Here is a 17072-nt window from a genome sequence, read left to right as displayed (position 1 = left end):
GGGGTCATGGCGGGCACCCTCATCCTCGAAGCGATCGTCGTGCTCCTCGCGCTGCCGGTCGTCTCCATGTCGCACGGCGGGCTCACCGTCTTCTCCGGTGGCTACGTGATCGGCATGGCCGTCCTGCTGATCCTGTTGGCGGGCATGCAGGGGCGGCCGTGGGCATTGAAGGCGAACATCGGATTCCAGGTGGTGGTGATCGCCGGGGCGTTCATCCACGGCGCCATCGGCTTCATCGGGGTGGTGTTCGGCGGGGTGTGGCTGTTGATCGCCTACCTGAAGGCCGAGGTCAAGCGCCGTCAGGAGCGGGGTCTCCTGCCTGGGCAACAGGGCGACGGAGCCTGACCGGTACGCTATCGCGGTGACTGAGCGGACGCTGGTTTTGGTGAAGCCCGATGGTGTGAAGCGCAACCTCGTGGGCGAGATTCTCGGCAGGATCGAGCGGAAGGGCCTGAGCATCGCGGCCCTGGAACTCAAGACCGTCAGCGACGAGCTGGCGCGCGCCCACTACGCCGAGCACGCGGACAAGCCGTTCTTCGGTTCGCTGCTCGAGTTCATCACCTCGGGCCCGGTCGTGGCGGCCATTGTCGAGGGCCCGCGCGCCGTCGCGGCGTTCCGTCAGATCGCCGGCGGGACCGATCCCGTCGAGAAGGCCACCCCCGGCACCATCCGCGGTGACCTGGCACTCGTCACTCAGGACAACCTGGTGCACGGGTCGGATTCGGCCGAGTCCTCGGCCCGCGAGATCGAACTCTGGTTCCCCGGACGCTAGCCGTTCGGTAAGCCTCCGACGGCACCTCGTCGGAATCCACGCCGCGATGTGGGATACTGGGCTCGGGTGACCGGCTTCATACCAGAGGCCGACACCCGGATGAAGACTTAGACGAGCGCGACAACCTGTGATTTGCAGGTGCGGCGCCGGCCGTCCAGCCGTCATTCAGCCAGGCACCGAAGGCCCTGCGGGGTCACTAGGAGCGAGACCATACAAACTCGGGTCAATCTCGAGTCCATAGCGGGAGCCCTCGCGTGGCCGCGTCGATTAGGACGCGCCCGGGGGCTTGAGGAGAATACGTGGCCCAGGATGCGCATACCCAAGACCAGCCAGAAGACTTCCAGTTCGAGCAGGAGCCACCTGCTCAGCTGAGTGAGTCCAGCCCCGCCGAGGCGATCGCCGATGCCTTCGGCGACGTGACCGAGGCCAACGAGGCCGACGTCATCGAGCAGGCGATCGTGGTTGAGGACGATTCCGTCGTTGCGGACGATCCTCTGGTTGATGAGACGGCACAGGGCGAGGAGCCCGAGTCTCGGCTGCTGCTGGAGCCGATGGATCCGTTCGCCTTTCCATTCCAGGTATCGGCCCCTCTCGCCCCACCGGCCCCATCGTCGGCGCCGGCCGTCGCGGCGGACTACCTGCCGCTCTTTGTCGCGCCGCAGCCCGTCTCATTCGAACCGCGTCGCCGCGATGACGAGGACAGCGACGACGCGGATGACGCCGACGAGGCCGATGACGCCGAGGACAGCGCCCTCGAGACCGACGATGACGACGACTCCTCGGACCGGCCCGCCAACCGGCGGCGCAGGCGTGGACGCCGCGGACGCGGACGGGGGCGCGGCGAGCAGAACCCCGACGACCCCACCGACGGTGACTCCGACGACGAGTCCGGTGACAGCGACTCCGACGACGATGAGTCCGACGAGGACGACGCCGACGATGACGACAACGCCGGTGGTGAGGGCGGCAACCGCCGTCGTCGCCGCCGCCGCAGGCGCAAGTCGGGTACGAGCGACGGTGACGAGTCGGCGTCGCCCGACGATCCGCCCAACACGGTCGTCCACGAACGCGCCCCTCGGGCCAAGGTCGACAAGAGCAACGAGATTCAAGGCATCAGCGGGTCCACCCGGCTGGAGGCCAAGCGGCAGCGGCGGCGCGACGGACGCGACGCGGGCCGGCGCCGGCCGCCGATCCTGAGCGAGGCCGAGTTCCTGGCCCGTCGCGAGGCCGTCGAGCGCGTCATGGTGGTGCGCGACAAGGTCCGCACCGAACCGCCCCACGAGGGTGCCCGCTACACCCAGATCGCCGTGCTCGAGGACGGCGTCGTCGTTGAGCACTTCGTCACGTCGGCCGCGTCGGCGTCCCTCGTCGGCAACGTCTACCTGGGCATCGTGCAGAACGTGCTGCCGTCGATGGAAGCCGCGTTCGTCGACATCGGCCGTGGCCGCAACGGTGTGCTCTACGCCGGCGAGGTGAACTGGGAGGCCGCAGGCCTCGGCGGTGCGCAGCGCAAGATCGAGCAGGCACTCAAGCCCGGTGACTACGTCGTCGTCCAGGTCAGCAAGGACCCGGTCGGGCACAAGGGTGCACGGCTGACCACGCAGGTGTCGCTCGCCGGGCGGTACCTGGTCTACGTTCCGGGAGCCTCGTCGACGGGCATCAGCCGCAAGCTTCCCGACACCGAACGTCAGCGACTCAAGGAGATTCTGCGCGAGGTGGTCCCGGCTGACGCCGGCGTGATCATCCGCACCGCGTCCGAGGGTGTCAAGGAAGACGACATCCGCACCGACGTCAATCGTCTTCAGGAGCGCTGGACGCAGATCGAGGCCAAGGCCACCGAGATCACCGGGAAGGCCGCCGGTGCGGCGGTCGCGCTCTACGAGGAGCCCGATGTCCTGGTCAAGGTGATCCGAGACCTGTTCAACGAGGACTTCTCCGGCCTCATCGTCTCCGGCGACGACGCCTGGAAGACGATCGACGATTACGTGACATCTGTTGCGCCGGAACTTCTTCCGCGGATGACGAAGTACGAGCCCGCGGGTGGTGGCAACGGCCCGGACGTCTTCGCGGTGCACCGCATCGACGAGCAGCTCACCAAGGCGCTGGACCGCAAGGTGTACCTGCCATCGGGGGGCACCCTGGTGATCGACCGCACCGAGGCGATGACCGTGGTCGACGTCAACACCGGCAAGTTCACCGGCTCGGGTGGCAACCTCGAGCAGACGGTGACGCGCAATAACCTCGAAGCCGCTGAGGAGGTCGTGCGCCAACTGCGGTTGCGTGACATCGGCGGCATCATCGTCGTCGACTTCATCGACATGGTGCTCGAGTCCAACCGCGATCTGGTGCTTCGCAGGCTGACCGAGGCGCTCGCCCGCGACAGGACACGGCATCAGGTCTCCGAGGTCACCTCGCTGGGGTTGGTGCAGCTGACCCGCAAGAAGCTCGGCACCGGCCTGATCGAGGCGTTCTCGACCAACTGCACGCACTGCAACGGGCGCGGCATCGTGATCCACGGTGACCCCGTCGACTCGGGGTCGTCGAACTCCGGCCGCAAGGCCGAGCCGGGCACGGCCGGTGGCCGGCGTGGCAAGCGCGGGAAGAAGGGCACTCAGCCCGCCGAGGCGGAGGTCGCAGTCGCCAAGGTGCCCGTGCACGGCGCCAACGAACATCCGATGTTCAAGGCCATGGCCGCCGCAAACGGACGTCACGAGGACGATGACACCGAGGGTGAGGTCGGCGACGACGAGACCCTGGTGGTCCCAGACGGCGAGGTCGCAGAGTCGGTCGCCAGGCACCGGGCACCCGATGACGGTGACTTCGACGAGATCGATGACGCCGAGAGCGACGACGAGTCTGATGACGACGAGGACGACGCCGACGAGGAGAACCTCGACGTCGATGACGACGAGAACGACATCGACGACGACGACATCGAGGTGATCGGCGCCGATGACGACGCCGATGATGACGACGCCGATGATGACGATGACGACGACTCGGATGATGAGGACGACGAGGACTCTGACGACGACTCGGATGACGACTCTGACGACGATGAGGACGAGGACTCCGACGATGACGAGGATGACGATGAGGACCTCGTCGCCCCGTCCCGTCCCCGCCGTCGCCGCGCAGCCGCACGTCCGGCGGGTCCTCCGGCCTCATGACCTGTGCACCGACCTACGGGCGAGGCGGTTTGACCCCTTACCCGCTGGTCACGTAATCTTGAGCAGTTGTCTGCTGGCTCCGTGAATATCTGAGCCGGTGGCGGCGGGGCCTTTCCCCGCACCCCAGACCCGCGCACGCAGCCTTCGGGTAGCGCGCGCCCGCTTCAGCGAAGTAGAGGAAGACACACTTATGGCGACGTACGCAATCGTCAAGACCGGCGGCAAGCAGTACAAGGTCGCGGTTGGAGACATCGTCAAGGTCGAGAAGCTGGAGATCGAGGCCGGCGACTCGGTCTCGCTTCCGGTGGCGTTGGTCGTCGACGGTGCGAATGTCACCACCGATGCCAAGGCCCTCGAGAAGGTCGCCGTGACGGCAGAGGTCCTCGAGCACACCAAGGGCCCGAAGATCCGCATCCACAAGTTCAAGAACAAGACCGGCTATCACAAGCGGCAGGGCCACCGTCAGAAGCTGACGGTCGTCAAGGTCACCGGAATCAAGTAAGGCAAGGGAGCGAACAATGGCACACAAGAAGGGCGCTTCCAGCTCGCGCAACGGTCGCGACTCCAACTCACAGCGCCTAGGCGTTAAGCGGTTCGGTGGTCAGGTCGTCAAGGCTGGCGAGATCATCGTCCGGCAGCGCGGCACCCACTTCCACCCCGGCGTGAACGTCGGCCGTGGCGGCGACGACACTCTGTTCGCCACCGCTCCGGGCGCTGTCACGTTCGGTGTCAAGCGTGGACGCAAGACGGTCAACATCGTCCGCGTCCCGCGACCCGAGGCCTAATACCCCGAGGACTTCCACGCGAGTGAAGCTGCTGCGAGTTCTCACCCGAATCGCTCACTAGCTTCACAATCGAGGGGAAGGACACCATGCCCCGGTTCGTTGACCGAGTCGTGATTCATGCACGAGCCGGCAATGGCGGTCACGGCTGCGCCTCGGTGCACCGTGAGAAGTTCAAACCGCTCGGTGGACCGGACGGCGGCAACGGCGGCCGGGGTGGCAGCATCGTGTTCGTCGTGGACCCTCAGGTTCACACGCTTCTCGACTTCCACTTCCATCCGCACGTCGACGCGCCCTCCGGTAAGCAGGGGGCCGGTAATAACCGTGACGGTGCGGCCGGTGCGGACCTCGAGGTCCGGGTGCCCGACGGCACCGTCGTCCTCGACGAGAACGGGCGGCTACTCGCGGATCTGGTCGGCGAGGGCACCCGTTTCGAGGCCGCCGCAGGCGGTCGTGGTGGACTCGGCAACGCCGCGCTGGCATCGCGTGCCCGCAAGGCTCCAGGGTTCGCCCTGCTGGGGGAGAAGGGTGAGGCCCGCGATCTCACTCTCGAACTCAAGACGGTCGCCGACGTCGGTCTGGTCGGTTTCCCCTCGGCGGGCAAGTCCTCGCTCGTGTCGGTGATCTCGGCAGCGAAGCCGAAGATCGCCGATTACCCGTTCACCACGTTGACGCCGAATCTGGGCGTCGTGTCCGCAGGCGAGCGCACCTTCACCGTGGCCGATGTGCCCGGACTGATTCCTGGCGCGTCCGCCGGCCGTGGTCTCGGCCTTGACTTCCTGCGCCATATCGAGCGATGCGCCGTGCTGGTTCACGTCGTCGACTGCGCGACGATGGAACCGGGGCGCGACCCGATCTCCGATATCGAGGCGCTGGAGGCCGAACTCGCCGCCTACGTCCCGACACTGCAAGGTGATTCGACGCTGGGTGATCTCGCCGGGCGCCCGCGTGCGGTGGTGCTCAACAAGATCGACGTTCCCGATGCCCGCGAGCTGGCCGACTTCGTCCGCGACGAGGTGACCCAGCGCTACGGCTGGCCGGTCTTCGAGGTGTCGGCCGTCAGCAGGGATGGATTGCGGCCCTTGACCTTCGCGCTGGCCGATATGGTGACGGCGTTCCGCGAGTCGCAGCCCGTCGTCGCGCCCCGACGTCCCGTGATCCGGCCCGTCCCGACGAACGACAGTGGCTTCACCATCGAATCCGACGGTGAGGATGGCTTCGTGGTGCGTGGCACCCGGCCGGAACGCTGGATCAACCAGACCGACTTCACGAACGACGAGGCCGTCGGCTACCTGGGTGACAGGTTGGCCAGGCTCGGCGTCGAGGACGAGCTGATCAAGTTGGGGGCACGGCCGGGTTGCGCCGTCACCATCGGCGATATGACGTTCGACTGGGAGCCCCAGACTCCGGCCGGTGTCGACATGCCGCTGTCGGGCCGCGGTACCGACGTGCGCCTGGAACAGACCGACCGCATCGGTGCACCCGAACGAAAGGCCGCTCGCAAGGAGCGCCGTCGGGCCGGTGGAGACGAGCAGTGACCAGTCTCCATCGCGAGGCGGTCCGCACGGCCCGCAGCGTGGTGGTCAAGGTTGGCACGACCGCGCTCACCACGCCCTCGGGCAGGTTCGACGCCGACCGCCTGGCCACCCTCGCCGACGCCATCGAGGCGCGCATGGAGGCGGGATCCGACGTCGTGATCGTGTCCTCGGGTGCTATCGCGGCGGGTATCGAACCACTGCGTCTGACCAAGCGACCCACTGACCTGGCGACCAAGCAGGCGGCCGCCAGCGTTGGTCAGGTGGCGTTGGTCAACGCCTGGAGTGCGGCATTCGGTCGTTACAACCGCACCGTCGGACAGGTGTTGCTGACGGCCCATGACATCTCAATGCGCGTGCAGCACAACAACGCTCAGCGCACCCTGGATCGGCTGCGCGCACTGCACGCGGTGGCGATCGTCAACGAGAACGACACCGTCGCCACCAATGAGATCCGGTTCGGTGACAACGATCGCCTGTCAGCGCTCGTCGCGCATCTGGTCGGAGCGGACGCGCTGATCCTGCTGAGCGATATCGACGGCCTGTATGACGGGGACCCACGCAAGGCGACCGAGGATCGCCCCGCGCGATTCATCGCCGAGGTCGCAGCGCCCGACGACCTCGACGGCGTCGTGGCAGGTAACGGCAGCAAGCTGGGCACCGGGGGAATGGCCTCCAAACTGTCGTCGGCGTTGCTGGCAGCCGACGCGGGCGTGCCGGTGCTGTTGGCTGCGGCGGCCGACGCCACCGCCGCGCTGGTCGATGCGTCGGTCGGAACGGTGTTCGCGGCCCGGCCCGAGCGGATGACGGCCCGTCGGTTCTGGGTGCGCTACGCGGCGGAGGCGGCAGGTGTCCTGACGCTGGACGACGGTGCCATCCGGGCGGTGCTCAGACAACGTCGCTCACTGCTGCCCGCGGGTATCACCGGAGTGTCCGGACGCTTCCATGGCGGTGACGTGGTGGAGCTTCGGAGCACCGACGCGGTGACGGTGGCGCGCGGTGTGGTGGCCTATGAGGCGGGGGAGCTGGCGACCATGATCGGGCGCTCGACATCTGACCTTCCTCCCGAGATGCGTCGCCCCGCCGTCCACGCGGACGATCTGGTCGCTGTCTAGGGCGCTTCGAGATACAGTGCGCCCCAGATGATCTGGGTCAGCGCGTTGGCGAGTTCGGCGTCATAGGAGTCCGGTCTGCCTGGCAGGTTCTGCTGACACGACCGCTCCACCATCCACGTCAACGTCGTCGCGGTCGACTCGGGCGGCAGCTCCTGGCGGATGGTTCCCTGCGCCTGGCCCTGCTCGATGATGGCGGTCACGCGCGCCGAGATTCCGGCGAGTATCTCGGTGTAGGTGGAGCCGACCAGTGGGTCGTAGGCAGACATCTCGTTCAGCGCCACGAGCAGGGGTTGATGGCGGCGGTAGCTCGCGATGATCGCGGTCATGGCGACACGGACATCGGCGGGGTCGCGGCGATGCGCGACGCTCCACCAGCGCTCGGCGCCGTTGGCCAGATCGCTGAACACCTGGCCCGTCAGCTGGCGCAGGAGGTGGCCCTTGTCCTCGAAGTAGATGTAGAAGCTGGCCCGCGATATCCCCGCCTCGGTCGCCAGCCGGTCCACGCTCAGCTCGGTGAAGCTGGCACCGGCGCCCATGAGGCGATCGGTGGCGTCGAGGAGCTGGCGTTCGATCTGCTCGCGACGTTCCTGTCGCTTGGCCTGCGGTCTTCGGGTGACGGACGGCACCGACTCAGGGTATCCGAGCGAGCCACACCTTGACTAGACATAGTGTCTAGACCTATGGTCAGCGCCATGACTGTGTCGCCGCTCACACCCAGCTCGTCGCGTCCGTACGATCCCATCGACCTGTCGTCGAAGGCGTTCTGGTCGGGCACCGCCGCGGACCGTGAGACGTCGTTCGCCGAGCTACGGGCCGCGCGCCCGGTCAGCTGGCATCCACCGGTCGAGGACTCGCTCATGCATGACCCGGAGGACCACGGCTACTGGGCGGTCACCCGCCACGCCGACGTCGTCACCGTCAGCCGCGACAGCGAGACGTACCTGTCCGGCAAGGGTGTGCTGTTCGAGAACATCCCCGAGGAACTGCTCGAGGCCTCGCAGTCGTTCCTGGCGATGGACCCGCCGCGGCACACGCTGATCCGCAAGGTCGTGCACTCGGCGTTCACCCCGCGCCAGGTGCGGCGCATCGAGGACTCGATCAAGGAGAACGCGCGGAACATCGTGGGCGAGCTGCGCGAGGCGGGCAGTGGTGCCGACTTCGTCGAGCACTGTGCCAAGGAACTTCCGATCCGAACGCTGTCGGATATGGTCGGCATCCCCGAATCCGAACGCGCGCAGGTGGCCAGCGCCGCCGATGCGCTGGTGTCGTGGGGCGATGAGGTCTACCTGGACGGCCGCAACCCGCTTGAGGTGCTGGTCGGCAATCAGATGTACCTGCATCAGGTGGCCGGTGCGCTGGCCGCGGATCGGCGGGCCAATCCCGGTGACGACCTGATCAGCGCGCTGGTGCACGCCGAGGTGGACGGCGACCGGCTCACCGATGCCGAGGTGTCGGCGTTCTTCGTGCTGTTGGCAGTGGCGGGTAACGACACCACCCGCCAGACCACCAGCCACGCCATGAGGGCGTTGACCGACTTCGGTGATCAACGCGCCTGGCTGGCCGCCGACTTCGACGACCGCATCGGCGGCGCGGTCGAGGAGTTCGTCCGGTGGGCCACCCCGGTGATGACATTCCGCCGGACCGCATCGACGGACTGTGAACTCGGCGACCAACGCATCGCGGCCGGCGAGAAGGTCGTGATGTTCTACTCATCGGCCAACTTCGACACCGAGGTGTTCGACGCGCCGCACCGACTGGACCTGGGGCGCAAGCCCAATGCGCACGTCGGCTTCGGTGGCGGCGGGCGGCACTTCTGTCTGGGCGCGCACGTCGCCCGCGCGCAGTTGCGGTCGATATTCTCCGAGCTGCTCACCCAGATCCCCGATATCGCGGCCGGTGAGCCGACCTACGTCGCGGGCAACTTCATCCACGCCATCCGGTCGATGCCCGTCACCTTCTAGCGATTTCGGCGCGTTTTGGAGCGCTCACCGCGCCTTAACGCGCCGAAATCGCGAGTTCGTCGGCCAGCAGGGCCAGTAGTTCGGAGCAGCCGCCGTCGACCTTCACCGCCGCCAGCGCGTCGCCGCGGGTGGGCCCACGGTTGATGATCGCGACGGGCTTGCCCGCTGAAGCCGCGTGGCGGACGAAGCGCAGCCCGGAGAACACGGTGAGCGATGACCCGGCCACCAGCAGGGCATCGGCGTCGGCGACGAGTGAATACGCCCTCTCCACACGCGATTTCGGAACGCTCTCGCCGAAGTAGACGATATCGGGTTTGAGCATGCCCGAACAGCGCGGACAGTCGAGGAACCGGAACGACCCCGTCTCACGGACCACCGCGTCGGCGTCGGGCGCCACCGCGATACCGCCCACCCGCTCGGCGCTTTCGAGGAAGCCGGGGTTGAGCGCCTCCAACTCGTCGGCGAGCGCGGCCCGGCTCATCGAGAAGTCACACGCCAGGCAGATCACCCGCGCGTACGTCCCGTGCAGGTCGACGACCGTGCGACTGCCCGCCTTGGTGTGCAGCAGATCAACGTTCTGGGTGATGACGGCGGTGACCACTCCGGCGCGTTCGAGCGTGGCCAGCGCGCGGTGTCCGGCGTTGGGCATCGTCGCCGCCATGTACCGCCAACCGACGTGGTTACGCGCCCAGTACCGCTGCCGAAACTCGGGGTCGGAGGTGAACTGTTGAATGGTCATCGGGTTGCTCGGCGGTGAGTCCGGTCCCCGGTAGTCGGGGATGCCGGAGTCGGTGGACATGCCGGCGCCGGTCAGGACGGCCACGCGTTGACCAGCGAGCACGCGGAGCAGTTCGGGGCCTTCCACACCGTCGAGGCTAGCCACTTTGCGACAATTGAGCCGTGGACTTCCATTCGGCGTATCGGCACGGCTTCGTCCGAGTGGCCGCATGTACCCATCACACGACGCTGGCCGACCCCGTGGCCAACGCCGAATCGGTGCTCGCGCTGGCACGCGACTGCCACGATGAGGGTGTCGCGTTGGCGGTGTTCCCAGAGCTGACGCTCTCGGGATACTCCATCGAGGACGTGTTGATGCAGGACGGCCTGCTCGACGCCGTCGAACGGGCGCTGGCAGATCTGGTGGCGGCCACGGCGGACCTGCTGCCCGTGCTCGTCGTGGGGGCGCCGTTGCGCTACCGCAACAGGATCTACAACACCGCTGTGGTCATCCACCGCGGCAGCGTGCTCGGGGTGGTGCCGAAGTCCTATCTGCCGACCTACCGGGAGTTCTACGAGCGCAGGCAGATCGCGGCCGGTGATGACGTGCGCGGGACCATTCGCGTCGCGTCCACCGACGTGCCGTTCGGGCCGGACCTGTTGTTCGCCGCGACCGATCTGCCGAGTTTCGTGCTGCACGTGGAGATCTGCGAGGACATGTGGGTGCCGGTTCCGCCGAGTGCGGAGGCCGCGCTGGCCGGGGCGACGGTGCTGGCGAACCTGTCCGGAAGTCCGATCACGATCGGTAGGGCCGAGGATCGCAAGCTCATGGCCCGCTCGGCGTCGTCTCGCTGCCTCGCGGCCTATGTGTACGCCGCCGCGGGGGAGGGCGAGTCGACGACTGACCTGTCCTGGGACGGCCAGACGATGATCTACGAGAACGGCACCCTGCTTGCCGAATCCGAGCGCTTTCCCAAGGGCGAGCGGCGCTCTGTCGCCGATGTCGACACCGAACTGCTGCGCGCCGAGCGGATCCGCATGGGCACCTTCGACGACAACCGGCGCCACCACGGTGCGCGGACCGACGCGTTCCGGCGGATCGAGTTCACCGTCAACCCGCCGGCAGGCGATATCGGGCTGCGTCGCGAGGTCGAGCGCTTCCCGTTCGTTCCCGCGGATCCAGAACGGCTGCAACAGGATTGCTACGAGGCCTACAACATCCAGGTGTCCGGGCTGGAGCAACGGCTGCGGGCGCTGAACTATCCGAACGTCGTGATCGGTGTGTCGGGGGGCCTGGACTCCACCCACGCGTTGATCGTCGCCGCGCATGCGATGGACCGGGAGGGGCGCCCCCGTAGTGACATCCTGGCCTTCACCCTGCCCGGTTTCGCCACCGGTGAGCGCACCAAGGGCAACGCCATCGCGTTGAGTAAGGCGCTGGGCGTCACCTTCTCCGAACTCGACATCCGTGACACCGCGACGTTGATGCTGACCGAGATGGGCCATCCGTTCGCCCGCGGCGAGAAGGTCTACGACGTCACCTTCGAGAACGTGCAGGCGGGTCTGCGCACCGACTACCTGTTCCGGTTGGCCAATCAGCGCGGCGGCATAGTGCTCGGCACGGGTGATCTGTCCGAGTTGGCACTGGGCTGGTCGACCTACGGTGTGGGCGACCAGATGTCGCACTACAACGTCAACGGTGGTGTACCGAAGACGTTGATTCAGCACCTGATTCGATGGGTTATCGCCTCCGAGCAGTTCGACGACACCGTCAACGGCATCCTGGCGTCGGTGCTGGACACCGAGATCACACCCGAACTCGTGCCCACGGGTGAGGACGAGGAGATCCAGAGCAGTGAGGCGAAGGTCGGCCCGTATGTTCTTCAGGACTTCTCGCTGTACCAGGTGCTCCGCTGGGGATTTCGGCCGTCGAAGGTCGCCTTCCTGGCCTGGCATGCCTGGCATGACGCCGATCATGGCGACTGGCCCGCAGGGTACCCAGATGACAAACGACCGTCGTACTCGCTCAAGGAGATTCGGCACTGGCTGACGGTCTTCGTGCAGCGGTTCTACTCCTTCAGCCAGTTCAAGCGGTCAGCCCTGCCCAACGGTCCGAAGGTGTCCGCAGGCGGGGCGCTGTCACCGCGCGGGGACTGGCGGGCGCCGTCGGACATGTCCGCACGCACCTGGCTCGACGAGATCGAGCGCGAAGTACCCGAGGCATAGGGGCGTAGCGGTATCCGACCGCTACGCGCCAGATCGTGCGAAGATCACGACGATGGCAGAAGCGAGCGACCAAGAGTCGCTGGTCAACGTCGCTGCCGGGGTGCCGCTGCATCGGCAGCTGTTCCTGGTCCTGCACGACGAGATCGCCCGCGGCGCATTGGCCGCGGGCGATGGTCTGCCGACCGAACTGTCGATGTGCGAGCAGTTCGGCGTCTCGCGGATCACCGTGCGCCGCGCTCTGGCCGACCTCGCCGACGCCGGGTTGATCGAGCGCAGACACGGCGTCGGTTCCTTCGTCACCGACCGATCACCGCCGCGGGGGTACGACGAGACCGGTTCGTACATGGACGAACTGCGGCAGGTCGAGTTCGAGACCGAGGTCGAGGTGATCGAGTTCGGCGTGCGCACCGTGCCGGGACCCATCGCCGAGCGCCTTGGCGGACCAGACCAGGCGCTTCACGTGCTGAGGCTGCGGCGGGAGCGACGCACGGGTGAGCGGCTGATGATCTCCGAGGCATGGCTTCCCGAGGGTCTCGCCGACGAACTCACCGCGCCCGGGCTGGCAGGTGCCCCGATCTTTCACGTCCTGCACGACGCGGGTGTCGGGCTGACGAGCCTCGACCACGAGCTGACCGCCGAGATCGCCGGGCCCAGGACGGCGGCCACACTCGGTGTGTCGATCGGCGCGGCGTTGATCCGCATCAACTCGCTGGCCCACACCGCGGCCGGGCCGCATCACTGTCTGTCGGTGACGCTGTCGCCGAACCGAAGTCGGGTGCTGCTGACCCAGACGGCCGCGGATCTCGAATCCGGTGTCGGCATGGCGATCGCGCACGACGTGCGTCGGCCGCACGCCTGAGCGGCAGCGGCTAGAGCCGGCCGTCGGTACGCAGGTCGGGGTGCACCCATTCGGGTGAGCGGCGCTCCTTGAACGCCACGAAACCCTCGACCGCCTCGGGCCCGCTGTAGGAGGCCTTCATGCCGATCCGGTCGAACAGCCCCATGTAGTTGTCGAGGCTCGACTTCACCACCGAGCGCGCCTTGGGCGCGGTGCGGCACACCTGGGTCAGCACCTCGCGCGCGGCGCCCGCGAGATCGTCGTGCGGGACCACTCGCGCCACCATTCCCCAGTCCGCGGCCTCCTGCGCGGTCAGGGTGCGGCCGGTGAACATCAGGTCCCTGGTTCGCATGGGTCCGATGACGCGGGCGAGCATCTGGCTGTAGTAGGTGTCGGCGATGCCGCGGTACAACTCGGGGACGCGGAAGGTCGCGCGGTCGCTGACCACCGCCATGTCACTGCACATCGCGATCTGCAGGCCGCCGCCCTGACACAGGCCGTTGACCGCCGACACCACCGGCTTGACCGACTGACGCAGCGTCTCGAACGGCGTGACATCCATCGACAGCGCGGGCCCGAAGGTCATCCAGTCGTCCACGCCGTCACCGCCGCCGAGATCACCGCCCGGCGCGAACACGTCACCGGTGCCGGTGATCAGCAGGCCCGCCAGGTCGTCGTCGGCCTCGACGTGGGTGACCGCGTATCGGATGCCGAAGTACATCGCCGGCGTCATCGCGTTGCGTGCCTGAGGGCGGTCCAGCGTGACGATCCCGAACGGCCCCTCGCGCTCGAAGCGCAGGAACGGGGTGCCGAGCCAGTCGCCCTCGGGTGGGCGGGGCGTGCTCTTGGCGGCGGTCGTCATCGGGCTCCTCGGGCTCATTGCAGTACGTCGTCGATGGCTTCGCGGGTCGGCGCGCAGTTGCCCGCGCCGGGCGTCAGGGTAGCGAGCGCGCCTGCGGCGCACGCTCGAATCAGGGCGTTCCTGGGACCGCGGTGCCAGTCCGCGGCGAGCACGCCGGCGAACACGTCGCCCGCGCCGGTGGTGTCGACGGCCTCCACGGCTGGCGCCTCGACGTCGTAGCGTTCGGCGACGCCCTGATAGGAGGCGCCTCGCGCACCACGAGTGATCACCAGATGGGGTACCTGCCAACGAATTTCGCGAGACTCATGGTCGTTGACGATCACGACGTCCACGGCCTGGGCCAGCTCCTCGAGTTGAGCAGGCGGCGTACCGCCGGGTGATGCGTTGAGCATCACCACAGCGCCCCCGGCCCGCCCGGTGCGCGCGGCCGCGAGCGCGGTGTCGATCGGTATCTCGAGTTGGATCAGCACGACGTCGGCGTCGGCGATCTCGATCCGTGTGCGTGCCGATGCCAGATGCAGATGGGCATTGGCTCCCGGTGCGACCACGATGCAGTTCTCGGCGTGCTCGTCCACCAGAATCACCGCGGCACCGCTCGGTCCGGGCACGGTCATGACGCCGCCGAGGCCGACTCCGTTGTCGAGCAGGTGGGCACGCAGTCGTGAACCGGCATCGTCGTCGCCGACCGCTGCGACGAGATCCACCGTGGCGCCCGCGCGGGACGCCGCGACGGCCTGGTTGCCGCCCTTGCCGCCCGGAGACGACGTCACCGCGGACGCCAGCACCGTTTCGCCGGGTTTGGGCAGTGTCGAGACCTCGAAGGACTGGTCGAGATTCACGCTACCCACGACGCACACCCGGTTGCTCGAACCTGCCACGGGCTTACGGTAACCCCAACCGGGCCGATCCCGGCTTGTCTCGATACGCTGGGCGGATGAGTGTGGACGCTGCCGTGGACGCTGACCTGCGCCTGCAGGTGCATGACGCCGCCCGACGGGCCCGGGTGGCCGCGCGCGTGCTGGGCACATTGGACACCGCGACCAAGGACCGCGCGTTGCACGCCGCGGCCGATTCGGTGTTGGCCCAGGTGGACGCGGTTCTCGCGGCCAACGCCGCCGATCTTGACGCCGCGCGTGCGGCGGGTACCCCCGACGCGATGCTCGACCGGCTCGCCCTGAACCCGCAGCGTGTGGACGGTATTGCGGCCGGACTGCGTCAGGTGGCGGGGCTGCCGGACCCCGTCGGGGAGGTGCTGCGCGGCAGCACGCTGCCCAACGGTCTTCGAATCCGTCAGCAGCGGGTGCCGCTCGGTGTCGTCGGCATGGTCTACGAGGGCCGACCCAACGTCACCGTCGACGCCTTCGGGTTGACCCTGAAGTCGGGTAACGCGGCGCTGCTGCGGGGCAGCTCGTCGGCGAGGCGCTCGAATGAGGCGCTGGTCACCGCGTTGCGCGCCGCCCTGGTAGCCGAGGGTCTGCCCGCCGATGCCGTGCAGCTGCTGCCCAGCGAGGACCGCGCCAGCGTCACCCACCTGATCCAGGCCCGCGGCCTGGTGGACGTCGTCATTCCGCGCGGGGGAGCCGGGCTGATCGCTGCCGTGGTTCGGGACGCGACCGTGCCGACCATCGAGACGGGTGTCGGTAACTGTCACGTCTACGTGCACGAGGCGGCGGATCTCGATGTCGCCGAACGCATTCTGCTGAACTCCAAGACCCGGCGCCCGAGTGTGTGCAACGCCGCGGAGTCGCTGCTCGTCGACGCCGCGATCGCCGAGACCGCACTGCCGCGGTTCATCGGGGCGCTGCAGGACGCCGGTGTCACCGTGCATCTTGACCCCAGCGAGGACGAGTTGCGGGCCGAGTTCCTGTCGATGGACATCGCGGTCGCGGTGGTGGACGGCGTCGACGCCGCCATCGCCCACGTCAACGAGTACGGCAGCGGGCACACCGAGGCCATCGTGACCACCAATCTCGCTGCCGCCGAACGCTTCACGGCCCAGGTCGACGCGGCGGCGGTGATGGTGAACGCCGCCACCTCCTTCACCGACGGTGAGCAGTTCGGGTTCGGGGCCGAGATCGGCATCTCGACGCAGAAGCTGCACGCCAGGGGCCCGATGGGTCTGCCAGAATTGACCTCGACCAAGTGGATTGTGTGGGGAAACGGCCACACCCGCCCGGTCTAATCAAGCAACAACGAGGAGAACACCCCGTGAGCGTCCCCGCACGCCCAGTACCGCTTTTCGCGGACATCGATGATGTCGCCGCGCGTCTGGCCGAGACCGGTTACCTGCCCGACACTGCGACCGCGACCGCGGTCTTCCTCGCCGACAGGCTGGGCAAGCCGCTGCTCGTGGAGGGACCGGCCGGCGTCGGCAAGACCGAACTGGCCCGCGCCGTCGCGCAGTGCACCGGATCTGAGCTGGTCCGGCTGCAGTGCTACGAGGGTGTCGATGAGGCACGCGCGCTCTATGAGTGGAACCACGCCAAGCAGATCCTTCGTATCCAGGCCGGTTCGGGCGACTGGGACCAGACCAAGATGGACGTGTTCAGTGAGGAGTTCCTGCTGACCCGTCCGCTGCTGACCGCCATCAAGCGGACCGACCCCACCGTGCTCCTGATCGATGAGACCGATAAGGCCGATATCGAGATCGAGGGCCTGCTGCTCGAGGTCCTGTCAGACTTCGCTGTCACGGTTCCCGAGCTGGGCACCATCAAGGCCGAGCGGCCGCCGTTCGTGCTGCTGACCTCCAACGCCACCCGCGAGCTGTCCGAGGCGCTCAAGCGTCGCTGCCTGTTCCTGCACATCGACTTCCCCGAACCCGATCTGGAGCGTCGGATCCTGCTGTCGCGGGTGCCCGAACTGCCGGAACGACTGGCCGAGGAACTGGTCCGCATCATCGGCGTGCTGCGCGGCATGCAACTCAAGAAGGCGCCGTCGGTGGCCGAGACCATCGACTGGGGCCGCACCGTCCTCGCGCTGGGCATGGACACCATCGACGACGAGTTGATCGCCGCGACGCTGGGCGTGGTGCTCAAGCACCAGTCCGATCAGCAACGCGCATCCGGCGAACTTCGCCTGAACTGAGGATCTGCTG

At 67.6% G+C, this 17072-nt stretch carries 16 protein-coding genes; 12 read left to right on the top strand and 4 right to left on the bottom strand.

Annotation, left to right across the window (positions count from 1 at the left end; genetic code table 11):
• The first annotated feature begins 6 nt into the window (after positions 1–6).
• The 7 genes from ABIA65_RS29440 to proB all read left to right on the top strand — a co-directional run bounded on the left by ABIA65_RS29440 (position 7) and on the right by proB (position 7374).
• The gene (locus ABIA65_RS29440; RefSeq protein WP_241405580.1) at positions 7–345 is read left to right on the top strand and encodes a DUF4233 domain-containing protein; all 339 of its coding nucleotides are present in this window, start codon (positions 7–9) and stop codon (positions 343–345) included.
• Positions 346–361: 16 nt separating this feature from the next.
• Positions 362–772 carry a nucleoside-diphosphate kinase gene (ndk, locus tag ABIA65_RS29435; protein WP_241404383.1) on the top strand — a complete coding sequence of 137 codons (411 nt, stop codon included), beginning with the start codon at positions 362–364 and terminating at the stop codon, positions 770–772.
• Between the two features lie 299 nt (positions 773–1071).
• A complete protein-coding gene (rne, locus tag ABIA65_RS29430; RefSeq protein WP_354525762.1) occupies positions 1072–3942 on the top strand; it encodes a ribonuclease E in 2871 nt (956 codons plus the stop codon).
• Positions 3943–4132: 190 nt separating this feature from the next.
• Positions 4133–4444: a 50S ribosomal protein L21 gene (gene rplU / locus ABIA65_RS29425; RefSeq protein WP_241404385.1), complete on the top strand. Its 312-nt coding sequence runs from the start codon at positions 4133–4135 to the stop codon at positions 4442–4444.
• A gap of 16 nt (positions 4445–4460) precedes the next feature.
• Positions 4461–4727, top strand: a complete 267-nt coding sequence (gene rpmA, locus ABIA65_RS29420; RefSeq protein WP_241404386.1) for a 50S ribosomal protein L27 — start codon at positions 4461–4463, stop codon at positions 4725–4727.
• A gap of 86 nt (positions 4728–4813) precedes the next feature.
• Positions 4814–6262 (top strand): GTPase ObgE, encoded by a 1449-nt coding sequence (obgE, locus tag ABIA65_RS29415; protein ID WP_241404387.1) that lies wholly within the window; start codon positions 4814–4816, stop codon positions 6260–6262.
• Positions 6259–7374, top strand: a complete 1116-nt coding sequence (gene proB, locus ABIA65_RS29410; RefSeq protein ID WP_354525761.1) for a glutamate 5-kinase — start codon at positions 6259–6261, stop codon at positions 7372–7374. Before obgE ends, proB begins: the two co-directional genes overlap by 4 nt.
• On the opposite strand, the gene ABIA65_RS29405 is transcribed toward proB, so the two are convergent.
• The gene (locus tag ABIA65_RS29405; protein ID WP_354525760.1) at positions 7371–8000 is read right to left on the bottom strand and encodes a TetR/AcrR family transcriptional regulator; all 630 of its coding nucleotides are present in this window, start codon (positions 7998–8000) and stop codon (positions 7371–7373) included. The genes proB and ABIA65_RS29405 overlap by 4 nt on opposite strands.
• A 66-nt stretch (positions 8001–8066) precedes the next feature.
• On the opposite strand from ABIA65_RS29405, the gene ABIA65_RS29400 reads away from it, so the two are divergent.
• Positions 8067–9335: a cytochrome P450 gene (locus ABIA65_RS29400; RefSeq protein ID WP_354525759.1), complete on the top strand. Its 1269-nt coding sequence runs from the start codon at positions 8067–8069 to the stop codon at positions 9333–9335.
• Between the two features lie 34 nt (positions 9336–9369).
• On the opposite strand, the gene ABIA65_RS29395 is transcribed toward ABIA65_RS29400, so the two are convergent.
• Positions 9370–10200, bottom strand: coding sequence for an SIR2 family NAD-dependent protein deacylase (locus ABIA65_RS29395; protein WP_354525859.1), 831 nt, complete (start codon positions 10198–10200; stop codon positions 9370–9372).
• Positions 10201–10235: 35 nt separating this feature from the next.
• Between ABIA65_RS29395 and ABIA65_RS29390 the strand changes: the two genes are divergently transcribed.
• On the top strand, positions 10236–12278 hold the full coding sequence (locus ABIA65_RS29390) for an NAD(+) synthase (protein WP_354525758.1): 2043 nt from the start codon (positions 10236–10238) through the stop codon (positions 12276–12278).
• 52 nt (positions 12279–12330) lie between these two features.
• Entirely contained in the window at positions 12331–13137 is an 807-nt protein-coding gene (locus tag ABIA65_RS29385; protein ID WP_241404393.1) for a GntR family transcriptional regulator, read from the top strand.
• A 10-nt stretch (positions 13138–13147) separates the two neighbouring features.
• Here the strand turns inward: ABIA65_RS29385 and ABIA65_RS29380 are convergent, their stop codons facing one another.
• Both ABIA65_RS29380 and ABIA65_RS29375 read right to left on the bottom strand, forming a co-directional pair.
• Positions 13148–13978, bottom strand: coding sequence for an enoyl-CoA hydratase/isomerase family protein (locus ABIA65_RS29380; RefSeq protein ID WP_241404394.1), 831 nt, complete (start codon positions 13976–13978; stop codon positions 13148–13150).
• 14 nt (positions 13979–13992) lie between these two features.
• Positions 13993–14856 (bottom strand): ribokinase, encoded by an 864-nt coding sequence (locus ABIA65_RS29375; protein WP_354525757.1) that lies wholly within the window; start codon positions 14854–14856, stop codon positions 13993–13995.
• Positions 14857–14912: 56 nt separating this feature from the next.
• Between ABIA65_RS29375 and ABIA65_RS29370 the strand changes: the two genes are divergently transcribed.
• Positions 14913–16160, top strand: a complete 1248-nt coding sequence (locus ABIA65_RS29370) for a glutamate-5-semialdehyde dehydrogenase (RefSeq protein ID WP_354525756.1) — start codon at positions 14913–14915, stop codon at positions 16158–16160.
• Positions 16161–16186: 26 nt separating this feature from the next.
• Positions 16187–17062 (top strand): AAA family ATPase, encoded by an 876-nt coding sequence (locus ABIA65_RS29365; protein WP_241404398.1) that lies wholly within the window; start codon positions 16187–16189, stop codon positions 17060–17062.
• Positions 17063–17072: the final 10 nt, after the last annotated feature.

Source organism: Mycolicibacterium sp. 624, from assembly GCF_040548615.1.
In the GTDB taxonomy this organism is placed as follows: Bacteria; Actinomycetota; Actinomycetes; order Mycobacteriales; family Mycobacteriaceae; genus Mycobacterium.
Note: the sequence above shows the minus strand (reverse complement) of the source record. Positions and strands in the feature narration are given on the sequence as shown.

Coding starts and splice junctions, on each gene's coding strand:
- ABIA65_RS29385 (WP_241404393.1), top strand. CDS start 12,331: ATGGCAGAAGCGAGCGACCAAGAGTCGCTGGTCAACGTCGCTGCCGGG.
- rpmA (WP_241404386.1), top strand. CDS start 4,461: ATGGCACACAAGAAGGGCGCTTCCAGCTCGCGCAACGGTCGCGACTCC.
- rplU (WP_241404385.1), top strand. CDS start 4,133: ATGGCGACGTACGCAATCGTCAAGACCGGCGGCAAGCAGTACAAGGTC.
- ABIA65_RS29400 (WP_354525759.1), top strand. CDS start 8,067: ATGACTGTGTCGCCGCTCACACCCAGCTCGTCGCGTCCGTACGATCCC.
- ABIA65_RS29380 (WP_241404394.1), bottom strand. CDS start 13,978: ATGACGACCGCCGCCAAGAGCACGCCCCGCCCACCCGAGGGCGACTGG.
- obgE (WP_241404387.1), top strand. CDS start 4,814: ATGCCCCGGTTCGTTGACCGAGTCGTGATTCATGCACGAGCCGGCAAT.
- ABIA65_RS29370 (WP_354525756.1), top strand. CDS start 14,913: ATGAGTGTGGACGCTGCCGTGGACGCTGACCTGCGCCTGCAGGTGCAT.
- ABIA65_RS29440 (WP_241405580.1), top strand. CDS start 7: ATGGCGGGCACCCTCATCCTCGAAGCGATCGTCGTGCTCCTCGCGCTG.